This window comes from Glaciimonas sp. GNP009 (assembly GCF_054343755.1).
The window spans coordinates 1,212,375-1,225,774 of the sequence record NZ_JBTGUV010000004.1 but is presented as its reverse complement, the minus strand read 5'-3'; the positions used below and the strand labels follow the sequence as shown (position 1 = coordinate 1,225,774).

General features: G+C 49.6%; 8 protein-coding genes. 3 read left to right on the top strand and 5 right to left on the bottom strand.

The features are described 5' to 3' along the window. Positions 1-111: 111 nt before the first annotated feature. Positions 112-438, bottom strand: a complete 327-nt coding sequence (gene trxA / locus ACXX82_RS06400; protein WP_322232888.1) for a thioredoxin TrxA — start codon at positions 436-438, stop codon at positions 112-114. Positions 439-794: 356 nt separating this feature from the next. Here trxA and ACXX82_RS06395 point away from each other — a divergent pair, with 356 nt between their 5' ends. After that, entirely contained in the window at positions 795-3,551 is a 2,757-nt protein-coding gene (locus ACXX82_RS06395; RefSeq protein WP_458562623.1) for a PD-(D/E)XK nuclease family protein, read from the top strand. A 56-nt stretch (positions 3,552-3,607) separates the two neighbouring features. Next, on the top strand, positions 3,608-7,039 hold the full coding sequence (locus ACXX82_RS06390) for a UvrD-helicase domain-containing protein (RefSeq protein WP_458563964.1): 3,432 nt from the start codon (positions 3,608-3,610) through the stop codon (positions 7,037-7,039). Between the two features lie 158 nt (positions 7,040-7,197). Here ACXX82_RS06390 and ACXX82_RS06385 read toward each other — a convergent pair whose 3' ends face one another. The 4 genes from ACXX82_RS06385 to ACXX82_RS06370 form a co-directional block, all read right to left on the bottom strand. Then, a complete protein-coding gene (locus ACXX82_RS06385; RefSeq protein WP_322232884.1) occupies positions 7,198-7,941 on the bottom strand; it encodes an amino acid ABC transporter permease in 744 nt (247 codons plus the stop codon). Positions 7,942-8,281: 340 nt separating this feature from the next. After that, positions 8,282-9,088: a transporter substrate-binding domain-containing protein gene (locus tag ACXX82_RS06380; protein WP_322232882.1), complete on the bottom strand. Its 807-nt coding sequence runs from the start codon at positions 9,086-9,088 to the stop codon at positions 8,282-8,284. Positions 9,089-9,189: 101 nt separating this feature from the next. After that, positions 9,190-9,981, bottom strand: a complete 792-nt coding sequence (locus ACXX82_RS06375; protein ID WP_322232880.1) for a basic amino acid ABC transporter substrate-binding protein — start codon at positions 9,979-9,981, stop codon at positions 9,190-9,192. A gap of 288 nt (positions 9,982-10,269) precedes the next feature. After that, a complete protein-coding gene (locus ACXX82_RS06370; protein WP_323505942.1) occupies positions 10,270-11,346 on the bottom strand; it encodes a substrate-binding domain-containing protein in 1,077 nt (358 codons plus the stop codon). 300 nt (positions 11,347-11,646) lie between these two features. On the opposite strand from ACXX82_RS06370, the gene ACXX82_RS06365 reads away from it, so the two are divergent. Continuing rightward, complete coding sequence (locus ACXX82_RS06365) at positions 11,647-13,287, top strand: OFA family MFS transporter (RefSeq protein ID WP_323505944.1); 1,641 nt, start codon at positions 11,647-11,649, stop codon at positions 13,285-13,287. Positions 13,288-13,400 lie beyond the last annotated feature (113 nt).

Sequence of the window (13,400 nt, the reverse complement as noted above, 5' to 3'; positions counted from 1 at the left end):
TAGTATCTTGCTTGTACTGTGTCTCTACATTACTCGTACTTAAATTGTACTGTATCTCTGAAAATATAAGCGGCGGCGCGGGCGCACCACCGCAATGTCGACTAGTTTACATCAAATATTGCTATCGATGAAAGATGTTAACTGCCCTTTTGCTAAAGCGCCTACCTTTTGAGCAGCGGCAACACCATTTTTGAACAGAATCAACGTTGGAATACCGCGAATACCAAATTTGGCAGGTACTGCCTGATTGGCATCAACGTCCATCTTGGCGATCAGGATTTTGCCGTCGTATTCTTTGGCGACTTCTTCCAGAATGGGTGCAATCATTTTGCATGGACCACACCATTCGGCCCAAAAATCGACCAATACGGGTTTGTCTGATTTAAGCACATCTAGTTCAAAGGATGCATCGGTAATATGTTTAATGTTTTCGCTCATGAGTTCCTCTGGAAGAGGGAAAAAAAATGATTGTGTACCAAGTCAACTTATCTGTTCACCTGGGCGGCTTACCTGCGTTGGATCCCGCGTTGGGTCCCTATTCTAATGAATAAGTGGGGGCGCCGTGCGGGACTTCAAGTTTTGCGGGTGTGATTAGATGGTGTTGCGGCGGGGTGTTCGTTAAATCATAACCGATTTTAATAAAAAGGGGAGACTACGATCTTCTTTTTTTGCTTATTTTTTACTTATATTCACCGATTGCTCGCATAAAATGCAAAACAATTGTTGCTAAAACGAGCAGCACCGCAGATTTCTTGCGTGGCTGGCTTCATCCACACCTTATTTTTTGTGAGTCCATGTTGCCACCGTCTTTATTAAAATCCCGCTTGACGTTGCACTCTATTCCGCCTTCCAACGCGTTTTGGTCGGAAGTGGCGCGTGCTTTATCGGCAGCCTCGCTTGAAAGCGGAGGCGAAAATAATCGTGATCTGTCTGCCTGGCGAGTGGTCGTTCCGGCATTTGCGCACGCGCATCTGTTAAGAGCGGCACTGGCGAGCGCACTACCGGGTGCATTTGTACCGCCGCGGATTAATACCTTATCAGCCCTGCTTGATACCTTACCGCCAGCGTTGAATGCTCCTATCGCCAGCGCAAGTAGTGAACGGTTGATGCGGTTGTATTCGGAGTTACGACAGCATGCCTGGCTGAAAAAAATATTTACCGCGAGGCGAAATACCGATTTGCTACCGTTGGCGCAAACGCTGTTATCCCTATCCGATGAGTTGACGCAGGCCTTGCTGCCGTCGATGCAGGATGCGAGCGACGTTGCGCAGCGCTGGCAGACTGCGCTTGAAGAATTGACGCCAAGTTCTCGCGAGCTACTGTCCGACGAGACCGAACTGGTCTGGTCAATCTGGAAAAGTCAGCTCGATGGCGACGATGCGCTTGCAGTGCGTTTTGGTCAAATGCTGCGATTTGCAGCGCAGGCCAACTCACCGTTAGCATGGATTAGTTCGGTCGAGCCGGAGCCGATGGAACGCGCATTTTTGCAGGCTTACGCACAATATCAGCCCGTTTTGCAGATTTCACTTGACTGGCGCGTTGACACTATCGCCTCGGCATATACCACTGCATGGCCGGAGTTGATTGATGTCGCGGCGACGCCCGAGAGCCAGCTTCCGACACCTCCGGACGACTTATTTGCGTCGGCAGAATTTAATGTTGCATTGCCGCCGGGTATCGCCCTATGCGCAGCGCAAAGTATCGAAGACGAGGCCGTGCAGGGTGCGCAGACGGTACTTGACTGGTTGCACGCAGGTAAAACGCAACTGGCGATCGTGGCGCAAGATCGTGTCGTTGCACGGCGGATACGTGCTTTGCTGGAACGGGCACAGGTTCACGTTGCTGATGAGACTGGCTGGAAGTTGTCGACCACGCGCGCGGCATCGGCTATCGCTGCCTGGTTTGATGTTGTCACCCAACGCGGTGAAACAACCGCGCTGCTGGATTTTTTGAAGTCGCCATTTGCATTGGCTGATATGCCTGATAAATCGGCGCAGGTAATGGCGGTCGAAATCGCACTGCGAAGGGCGAATGTACTGGGTGAATGGAATAGTGTCATTTATGCGCTGACTGATCTTCCTGACGCGCAAAAAATGGTTGCCACGCTGGCGCAGCAAGCGAACTTATATGCTGGCCGCAAAACGCTGCGCGGGTGGATCAATACGGGAACGGTGTTCGAGGTGCTCGGCATGACAAGTGCACTGAACGCTGATCCTGCCGGTCAACAGGTTTTGCAGATGCTGCAAAATATTGCTGGCATGGAGGATGATGAAGGAGGTGATGCCTTATTCTCATTTTCAGAATGGCGGGCATTGGTCAACCTGCAAATGGATGAGACCAGCTTCATCAGTCCCGCCATCGATCGACGCGTGGTGATGCTTCCACTGAACGGTGCGCGTTTGCGACACTTTGATGCGGTGTTGATGGTTGGTGCTGATAGCAGTCATCTTCCTTCGCAACCCCAGGAGACGCTGTTTTTTGCGAATACTGTCCGACGCGAGTTAAATCTGGCGACACGTGAAAGTCGTCAGCGCCAGCAAATGCGCGATGTAGCAGAGTTGCTGGCGATGAATCCGTTGGTGGTGTTGTCCTGGCAAGCGCATCAGGATGGCGAGCCAAATCCCGTAAGCCCGTGGATTGAGCGGCTGGAACTGACGCTGGCGCGGTCGGGTGCAGCGTCGTTACCGCGTCATCGGGCGCCGATTGTCGAGCGCAGTTTGCTCGAGATCCCGGCAGCGATGCCGGCACCAGTTGCTAGCGCGTTGCGTCCCACGCGTTTATCTTCTAGTGGCTACAACAGTTTCGTATCTTGCCCGTATCAATTTTTTGCGCAACGGATGTTGCGATTGACTTCCCTTGATGAGCTTTCCGATATGCCGGAAAAGCGGGATTACGGCGGTTGGTTACATCAGATTTTGGAAACCTATCACGAAACAATTCGCGATGAGGCGATTGTCAACAACCATGATCAGCGGGTTGCAGTATTGGTCGATATATCGCAGCAATTATTCGACAAAGTGATTGCCAAAAATGCTGCCGCGCTGGGCTATTATGCACGTTGGCAGAAAGTGATTTCTGCCTACGTAATGTGGGCTAACGAGCGCGAAGCGAATGGGTGGAATTTTGTTTTTGGCGAACAGGCTTATGAAAAAATATTGCCATTGCGAACGGGCGAAATAACGTTACACGGACGCGTGGATCGGATTGATCAAAACGATGCTGGCGAACGCGCCGTGCTGGATTATAAATCGAATAGTATTGCCGTATTAAACAAGAAATTAAAAGACCATGAAGATCATCAATTGGCATTCTATGGTTTGTTATCAGACGTGTCGGTGGACGCCGCACATTACGTGGCACTTGAAATCACCAAGGACAAAATCGGTGATGTAGTGGCACAAGATTATGCACAGGCGCAAAAAATGTTGGAAGAGCATATTAAGGACACAATGCAGGCGATTTCCGATGGCGCACCAATGGTCGCCAATGGTGCCGAGTCGGTATGTCAGTATTGCGATGTACGTGGTTTGTGCCGCAAAGGGGCATGGTAATGGATGACCTCACTCCAACATCAATACACCATGATGGCCAAGCTGGCCAAGTCGATATGGTAATACCGCATGCCTATCAAATGAACGGCGTGCCAGTAGAAGCGCAGCGCTTCGTCAACGCCGCCTGCGATCCGCAGCATTCCGTTGTGGTGGAAGCCTGTGCTGGCAGCGGCAAAACCTGGTTGTTGGTAGCACGTATGCTGCGCTTGTTATTGGCTGGCGCTGCACCTTCCGAACTGCTGGCGATTACGTTCACTCGCAAGGCAGCACAGGAAATGCGCGACCGTTTGCTTGAACTGCTGCATGATCTGGCTTTGGCGTCTGATGAGCAGGTGCGCGTGTTGCTTGTGGAGCGCGGCATCTTGCAAACCGACTTGAAGCAAACTGTGCACGCCGCACGCGGTTTGTATGAACGTGTTTTGTCGAGTCCACAAAGCCTGTCCATCGACACTTTTCATAGCTGGTTTGCGCGCTTGCTGCAAATCGCGCCGCTCAATTCTGGGGTGCCACACGGCTATACATTGACCGACAAGACCGGCGAACTTCTTGCCGATGCTTATAGGCGGTTTATGCAGTCGTTAAACAACAAGGACAACGCGGATACCAAACAAGCGCTGCTAGATTTGTATCAACTCGTCGGCGATGGCAACGCTCGCAAATTATTGAACGCCTTCGTCAGCAAGCGCGCTGAATGGTGGGCCAGCAGCATGGCCCCACGCGATCTCGACGTGCCGCTAAATTGGCTTAAAGAATTGTGTGGCGACGACGCCAAAATCGATGCGCGTTTATCGTTGTGGGATGACGCCAAACTGACCGCCAAAATAACGAGCATCGCGTGGTTGCTTGGGCAAGGCACAGCCACTAATCAAAAACGTGCAACGGCAATTGAGACAGCGCTATCCGAAGGTGCAGGATTAGTAAACTTTGATGCGCTATGTCATCAATTTTTTGACGACAACGGAAATCCGCGTGGCAATTCCAAAACTAATAATCTCAAAAAAGCGCTGGAAAATAACTTCGGTGTAGACGGCATCAGCGCTTTCGACGAAGAATTTTCTAACGTCGGCGAAGCCCTTAAATTATTGCGCCGCCGCAGCGGCGAACGCGACGTGCTGGCGCTGAATCGTGCATTGTTCGTGGTCGGTGATGCGCTGGTCGACATTTATCAGGCGATGAAGGCAGAACAGCGGGTCTTCGATTTTGCTGATCTGGAGTGGCAAGCTTATCGCCTGTTAACCAATCCCGATAGTGCCGCGTACATCCAAAGTCGGCTCGACAGCCGTTACAAGCATATCTTGCTGGATGAATTTCAGGATACCAATCCACTGCAATGGAGCATCGTCCGCGCCTGGTTGAATGCTTATGGCGAGGACGCCGGTCAACCCAGCGTGTTCATCGTTGGCGATCCCAAGCAATCGATTTATCGCTTCAGACGCGCAGAACCAAGAGTGTTTGTCGCTGCACGGGATCTGTTGCAAGCGCAGGGCGCAACGGTGTTGCAAGCGAATCAGACCAGACGCAATGCTACGGCGATTATTAAAGTGTTAAACACCAGTTTTTATGCAAATCCGCTATTTTCTGCCCAAACGACGTTAGGAGAAGAGGGCGGTGCGGTGTGGCGCTTGCCGTTGATTCAACAGGTTAGCGCTGAATCAGTTGAGCAAGCTCCGACAGAACCAGGTTTACGCAATCCGTTAATCACACCGCGGGAAGAGTCGGAGGATGCGCGGCGTCGCGACGAGGGGACGAGCGTGGCGCAGGCTTTAATCGCAGCGCGTCAGCATGTGCATATCAAAACTGGGAGCGGAAGCCGTAATGTGCGTTGGTCGGATGTCATGTTATTGGTAAAAAAGCGAACACATTTGGGTGCTTATGAGAACGCGCTCCGGCATGCTGGCATTCCTTTTGTATCAGATCGGCGCGGTGGTTTGCTGGAATCGTTAGAAATTTCTGATCTGATTGCTTTGCTCACGTTTTTAATTACCCCCGATGATGGACGCGCTCTGGCGCATGTCCTGAAATCGCCGATTTTCGCTGCGACCGATGACGATTTAATCGTATTGGCGCAACGTGTGGAAAAGAATTGGTGGCCAAGGCTTTTGGCAGCTGTCGAGGAGGGAACATTAACCGTCGGGCAGGCTGTGCCAGCTTCTGACGCGTTGCAGCGCGCAGCCCGTTTGCTGATGCACTGGCTGGACGTTGCACCACGTTTATCGGTCCATGATTTGCTCGATGTCATTTTGCATCAAGGGCAATTGATCGAACGCTATGCGCAGGATGCGACCGCACTGACGCGGAATCAGTCGATTGGCAATATTGAGGCTTTTGTGGCACTGGCGCTGAATATGGATGCCGGACGTTACCCCAGTTTGCCAAAATTTATCGACGCTTTGCGTGTGCTGCAAAATACTGCTGAAAGTGACGCACCGGATGAGGCCAGTATTGACGCCTCAATGGACGCAGTACGGATATTGACCGTGCATAGCGCCAAGGGATTGGAGGCGCCGATTGTCGTGTTACTGGACGCCAACCACAGCGATCCGGCCCGTGATGACATTGGCATTCTATGTGACTGGCCTCAGGACGAAGACGCACCGGTGCATTTTTCTGCATTTGGCCGCGCCGCTGACAGGGGCGCGGCACGCGACAAATTATTTGCCGCCGAGGACGGATTTAAGACCCAAGAGGATTGGAACTTGCTCTACGTGGCGACCACCCGCGCCAAGCAACTGCTGATCATTAGTGGCGTTGCAGGCGCCAGAAATAGCACAGCCGGCGGTGTCACGGAAGGAAGTTGGTATGCGCGTCTGGAATGGGTGCCGGAAACCGAATTGGATGCGTTAGCATCGTCGGGCATGCAGGTGGATGATGTAACTCAGAATAGGGATGCCGAGCTTAAATTTGTTCTTCCGATATTTGATCCAACGGCGTTGCCGTTGAAGCGGGCACTTACTGCTACTCAAAATAACCTGCCGATGGATGACGACGCATTGCTATTAGCGTTGACATCGCCGTTTGTTGAAGATGAAATAGCTGCAAATAATGACGCTATCGACGAAGGTATTGCGCTCCATGCATTATTGGAGCGATTGACGCAGCATGGGCACTGGCCGATTAATGTACCTGATGTCGCGACGATTGCGCGCTGGTTGCCGTGTACACCAGCCTTGGCTTTGATCGTGCAACAACAGGCCAGGACGATTTTGGCGCAACCGTCACTTACGCATTTCTTCAATCCGGGTTTGCATATCGCAGCGCGTAATGAAATGGAAGTGATGACGGATGTTTTATTGCGCTTTGATCGGGTGGTAATGTTCGAGGATGAAGTATGGATACTCGATTACAAACGCCAGCTACTGGATAGTGAGCGTGCGGGATATCAGGCGCAGTTGATCGGTTATCGCGCCGCTGCCGCCCAGATATTTGTTGGCAAGACGCTTAGGACGGCAGTCATCACGACCGACGGCCAATTGTGGGAAGTGGCCTAATCAGCATCTCCATTAAGGGTAAGACTTTTAATGCTGGGCGGACTGATGGTGTAGTTTGGCAAACAAGGCTGGCAAAGCGACAAGTCAAGAAGGCGAAGATGCATCTTTTTCCTCTTGCCAAATTGGTTTGCCAATCGGCCTTAGTCCAAAAGAGCCGGTTAGTGGCGACCTGGCGCAGCGTACTTACGTTCGAGCCTTGAAACCAGAGCGGCTAAACACATCGTCATGGTGAAGTAGACTACAGAAATTGTTATATAGGGCTCCCAATAGCGAGAGTAAGCACCCGCTACCGTTCGTGCTGCGTAGGCTAATTCAGCTAATCCAATCGCGGATACAAGTGATGAATCCTTCAGTAATGTAATGGCCTCGTTACCTAGTGGCGGCAGCATGCGACGAAATGCTTGTGGCAACACCACGTAGCGCATCGTGGTGCGATAACCCATGCCTAAGCTTGATGCGGCATAGGTTTGTCCGCGGTCAATTGACTGAATCCCTGCGCGAAAAATTTCAGAAATGTAAGCGCCCGCATTCAGTGAAAGCGCCACCACACCTGAGATGAACGCGCCATAGTTTTGTTTGATGGTGCGTGCCAGTTCACCGGAAATGAGCAGGCCGTTGTCCTGATGGATCAAGACCGGCATGACAGCAAAGTGAATGAGCAGAATCTGGACAAACAGCGGCGTGCCACGAAAAAATGCAACGTAAAAACTTGCTAATGCTTTGACCAGACGGAACGGCCATTTCCAAGGACCATGCTTGACTTCAGCGACGCGCAACATACCTAAAAAAAGACCGAGTAAGGTGCCGATAATAATGCTGATGACCGCAACCTGCACAGTCATGAAAAAACCTTGTACGAACAGTGGCGCGTAGCCCTGGATGATGCTCCAGCGAAAATCCATATTTTTGTGAAGAGAAAACAATGCGGCGGGATGAATAAAAAATGCGTAACCAAAAAACTTGTCGAGTGTGAAATAGCGTCTGTATTCGTGTATCGAAACATTTGTATGACATCGGCTTACATTCACCGACAGCGACTTATGACCTGGATATTGGTGGTAAGTCGCTGTAAGCCAATATCATTCGACTTCCGATGCAATTGTCGCTTTTTAACTCAACGGTTTTTACTGGTCACGCATTTCGGCGCGTAAAAATTAGGCAAAAATTATACCGTACTCGCAGGCAAACACCCACATTCATCGTAGGGTTGGTTGTCAGTAATGCAATGTTGCTTAATGATTCCTAGGTCTTTCCCGAAAAATACTTTGCGTAAATTTTGTCGGCAGTACCATCTGCCTTGATATCTGCAAGTCCCTTATTCAGTTTTTCCAGTAAAGCCGTATTACCTTTTTTGACGGCGATTCCGTAAAACTCTTTTGGGAAGGTAGGATCAGAAATAATCTTAAAACTATTGGCACTATTATTTTTTACGTAATTAACCACGACGCCATTATCGCCGACTACGGCGTCAACGCCGCCACCGTTAAGCTCCTGAAATGCTAAGGGCATAGATTCGAAGCGTTTGACATTGGGGTTATTTTTACCCACCAGTTGCTGGGCTGCTTCGTCACCCGTCGTCGCACTTTGTACGCCGATTTTGAGCGTTTTTAAGTCGGAAAATTTTGTAACTTTAGAATTTAACGGCACGGCAATCAATTGATTGGCTTCAAAGTATGGATCGGTGAAATCAACTGTTTGCTTGCGCAGATCCGTAATGGTGATGCTGGATATCAAGATATCGCGATCTCCTTGCGCTAACGCATTGAAGATGCCATCAAACGGCGTATTCTCCACTTTGATTTTAATACCTGCCCGCTCGGCGACAGCTTTGATGATATCCATTTCAAAGCCGACCGCTTCTTTTTGTTCGTTCATTGATGAGAAGGGCGCATAAGCGGCATCGGTTCCCACTACATATTCAACGTTAGTATTGACCGGATTTGTTGCTCCGGAAGCTGCTTCTGCTGATTTTGGATCAGTTTTTCCGCACGCCACTAAGGCGGCGCACGCGCAGGTCAAGGCTAACAGAGACAGAAAGCTTTTCTTCATGTGAGATTCCTTAAGTCCTTAGAATTACACTTCACTCTCGACGAGGCCACATTCGTCGCCATCGCTATCGCCAATAGCTATCAGTTATTGGCTATTCGTCATTATTTCGCGTCATCAGCAAAGTATTTCTTGAAGATTTTGTCATAAGTGCCATCGGCTTTGACGGCAGCAAGGCCTTGATTTACTTTAGCAAGTAAAGCGGCATTGCCCTTTTTGACTGCAATACCGTAATACTCTTTAGGAAAATCTGGATCGGAGATAAAGTGAAAGCCTAATGCTGCATTATTTTTAACGTAATTTTTTACCGGGCCGGTATCCAGGACCACCGCATCAACACCGCCGCCTTCCAATTCTTTCAAGGCTAACGTCGCCGATTCAAGACGCTTGATTTTCGGATTACTCTTACCCAATAGCTTTTGGACCACTTCATCACCGGTGGTGGCACTTTGTACGCCGACGGTGAGTTTTTCTAAATCCCTGAATTTTGTCACTTTAGAGTCTTTGGGGACGACGATCAACTGGGTTGATTCGTAATAGGGTTCAGAAAAATCGACGGTTTGCTTGCGCTCATCGGTGATCGTGATCGCAGATGCCAGTAAATCGCGGTCGCCTTGTGCGAGAAAATTGAAAATGCCTTCAAATGGCGTATTGACGAACTTGACCTGGAAGCCCGCTTTGTCTGCAATCGCATTCATCAGATCGACGTCGAAGCCAACGATTTCTTTTTGTTCGTTTTGATATTCAAACGGCGCAAAGGTTGCCTCTGCACCGACTACGTAGACCGACGGGGCGGATACCGCCACTTGTGCTTCTTTATTTTCTTTTTTGCCGCATGCTGCCAACAGGACAACACTTGATGCTACGCATAGCAACGCTTTAGACAACTTTTTCATCAATATTCTCCGTGATTCCACCAATTGCGAATAGTCGGCCATTTTAAGGTGAGGATGGTAACAGCGACCGATTGACCTGGATTTTTTTAGTACTTTTACTTAATTATCGCCATAAAAAGGTGTGATATCTGGCTTATATAGATGCCTTTTAACATAAGCTCAGGTACGAATACCGAGTACAACGTCTGCGTGTTAGCTTATTTTGAGTACAGATGAGACCTTCTTGCGAGCATAAATCCGATCATCATCATCATCATCACCATCGTTAGTGTGTCCGTCATCGCGCGTTCAGCGTAAATACGCAAATGCGTCCGGCAGCGACAAAATGTCACCAGTTGCGCTTCCATCATAGCCAGCTAACTGGTTGACCACTTCGCGGAAGGTATCGGTTTGTATTGTGGTAATGATTTGTTGGATCAGAGGATCTTGCATTGCCGCGATTGGCAGCGCAAAGAAATAACGCTCTCGGACTAACGGGATGAATTCAAGGCCGAAGCGGGCTGCGGCAGTTTGCACGCCGAATCCAACATCGGCCATACCGCTGGCAATAAAAGCCGCCACCGCAGAGTGTGTAAATTCGGTGCTCTCAAATCCGTTTATGGCCTGTTGCGCGACTCCGGCTTTGGCCAGTAGCATTTCCAGGAGCAGGCGGGTGCCGGACCCAGTCTGCCGATTTACGAAAAGGACGCCGTTGTTAGCCAGATCAGTCAACGTATGAATGTTTTTTGGATTACCGGGTGCGACCACCAATCCTTGATCTCTCACTGCCAGATGGATCAGGCAGTGGGTTTTTTTGTTCAGCCAGCGCGCGTAAAGGGAGATAATCGCATCTTCAAATTCGCCAAATGGAACATGAAAACCTGCCAGATCACATTCGCCGCGAGATAGAGCAGACACAGCGTCGGTGCTGCTACGATAGCGCAGATCGATTGGTAATTGAATAGCATTTAGCTGACTCAGCAATGCCGCAACCGCAAATCCATGGCTTGCATTTAGCCGAATCGTTTTGCTCGAGCCAGCGACGGCTTTGCTCAACTCGCCCTCCAATTCGGAGGCTAAACTATCTAACGTGGGCGACAAGCGAGCGGCGATACGGCGGTCGGCCCAAATTAATTTTTCTGCAAGCGGTGTGAGAACGCTGCCGCGACCGCGCTCGGTCAATACCAGTGGATGACCGAAAAGTTCTTCTGCGGCGCGCAAGAGTCCCCAAACATGACGGTACGATTGCTTCGTGGCTTTGGCCGCATTGGAAATTGAGCCAGTTTCCCGGATTGATGTCAGCAAAATCAACAGCCCAGTCGTGTCCAGAACGGCATCAGAAGTTTGTCCAATTTCCCAATGTGGTTTGATTGTAACTTTATACATACGATTTTCCATGACGGCAGTCTCAAAACAAGCGCCCAGGCGGTTTGGGTGTTAAAAAATGGGTTTTTAAACAGTATCTTTTGTAAGGCGGCGATGACGGCGAGTAACGCTCAGAATACGATATTTGTATCAACTTCTGGAAAAATATATGCAATATTTTACATATTGAAGAATGCCCCCCTTAATGGTATTTTAAGAGAAGCTATAGATATAATAGTTAAATAAAATCTATCTGCTATAAAAATATATGTAATTAAATACATATAATTGGGGCTCTTAAAAGAAATAAGCGGGGGAGATATGGGTTTTTTATCAAAAGAACGGACTATTGCCGGTGCTGGATTCAATCGATGGCTAGTGCCGCCTGCGGCCTTGGCGATTCACCTTTGTATCGGAATGGCCTACGGTTTTTCGGTATTCTGGTTGCCTTTATCCAAGGCGATTGGGATTAAAGAGTCTTTGGCGTGTGGCAGTGATATAGGATTTTTTGCTGAGATATTTGCAAGCAATTGCGACTGGAAAATTTCAATGCTGGGCTGGATATTCACTATGTTCTTCGTGATATTGGGCACTTCTGCAGCAATTTGGGGAAGCTGGCTGGAGCACGTTGGACCGCGTAAGGCAGGTTTCGTGGCCGCATTATGTTGGTGCGGCGGATTGCTGATCTCGGCCCTCGGGGTTTATCTTCATCAAATTTGGCTTATGTGGCTCGGTTCGGGTGTGATCGGTGGTATCGGTCTGGGATTAGGTTACATCTCGCCGGTGTCGACATTGATTAAATGGTTTCCGGATCGGCGCGGTATGGCGACCGGAATGGCGATTATGGGTTTTGGCGGTGGTGCGTTGATCGGCAGTCCCTTGGCATTCAAGCTGATGCAATATTTTGCCAGCGATACAGGCGTTGGCGTATGGCAAACTTTTGTGGTTTTGGCGTTAGGTTATTTTGTCTTCATGATGGCCGGTGCGTTTGGTTATCGGATTCCGCCATCGGGCTGGAAACCGGCTGGCTGGTTGCCGCCGCCGCCATCTAAAAACACGATGATTACGCAGAAACATGTGCATGTCAGCAAAATTTGGGGCATTCCGCAATTCTGGCTGGTGTGGTTGGTGCTATGCCTGAATGTGTCGGCAGGTATTGGCGTGATTGGGATGGCTTCGCCGATGTTGCAAGAAGTATTTGGTGGTCGCTTGCTTGGCGTTGCCACAAAATTTTCAGCATTGTCCTTAGAGCAGAAGAGCGCGATTGCCGCTATTGCAGCAGGATTCACTGGTCTTATCAGCTTGTTTAATATTGGTGGTCGTTTCGTCTGGGCTTCATGTTCCGATTTTCTAGGGCGCAAGAAAACTTACATGATCTTTTTTATACTTGGTTTCATTCTCTTTGTATCGCTGCCATGGTCTGGCGCGGCCGGTAGCATGGCGTTATTCGTCACAGCGGTATGTTTGATCGTGTCGATGTACGGCGGTGGTTTTGCGACTGCACCAGCGTATTTAGCCGATTTGTTCGGTACGCAAATGGTGGGTGCGATTCATGGCCGTTTGCTGACAGCTTGGGCAACAGCAGGGATTTTGGGGCCAGTAGTCGTAAATTATATGCGTGAGTATCAATTGTCATTAGGCATTCCACGGGAGGCAGTCTACAACACGACCATGTATATCCTCGCGGGAATGCTGCTGGTGGGTTTGGTGTGCAATTTAATGATTCGTCCAGTGGCAGAAAAATATTTCATGACCGCGGAAGAGCTGGAGCATGAAAAGCATCTCGCGCACGAAAAAATAGTCGCGACGACTGGTGTCCGTGCACCGGTTGTGGTGGATATGTCGCTCGTCGGTAGCGGTGGTAACCCAGCGCTCTTGATGCTGGCGTGGGCTGCAGTCGGTATTCCGCTAATCTGGGGTATTTTCACGACATTGCAAAAAGCAGCGGTGCTGTTTAAATAATTGCAGCTTGTGGTTGTAGGGATGTAATAGAGTGTAATTTTCATTGCTGCTGACCCTTGTGGGTTATCAGCTGGCGTTTAAAAAAGTATGAATTAATTCAACGCGAGGGCGTT

Bases quoted from the DNA above. Each gene is read 5' to 3' on its own strand.
- ACXX82_RS06375 (WP_322232880.1), bottom strand. From the start codon at position 9,981: ATGAAAAAGTTGTCTAAAGCGTTGCTATGCGTAGCATCAAGTGTTGTC.
- ACXX82_RS06370 (WP_323505942.1), bottom strand. From the start codon at position 11,346: ATGTATAAAGTTACAATCAAACCACATTGGGAAATTGGACAAACTTCT.
- ACXX82_RS06385 (WP_322232884.1), bottom strand. From the start codon at position 7,941: ATGGATTTTCGCTGGAGCATCATCCAGGGCTACGCGCCACTGTTCGTA.
- ACXX82_RS06365 (WP_323505944.1), top strand. From the start codon at position 11,647: ATGGGTTTTTTATCAAAAGAACGGACTATTGCCGGTGCTGGATTCAAT.
- trxA (WP_322232888.1), bottom strand. From the start codon at position 438: ATGAGCGAAAACATTAAACATATTACCGATGCATCCTTTGAACTAGAT.
- ACXX82_RS06380 (WP_322232882.1), bottom strand. From the start codon at position 9,088: ATGAAGAAAAGCTTTCTGTCTCTGTTAGCCTTGACCTGCGCGTGCGCC.
- ACXX82_RS06390 (WP_458563964.1), top strand. From the start codon at position 3,608: ATGGTAATACCGCATGCCTATCAAATGAACGGCGTGCCAGTAGAAGCG.
- ACXX82_RS06395 (WP_458562623.1), top strand. From the start codon at position 795: ATGTTGCCACCGTCTTTATTAAAATCCCGCTTGACGTTGCACTCTATT.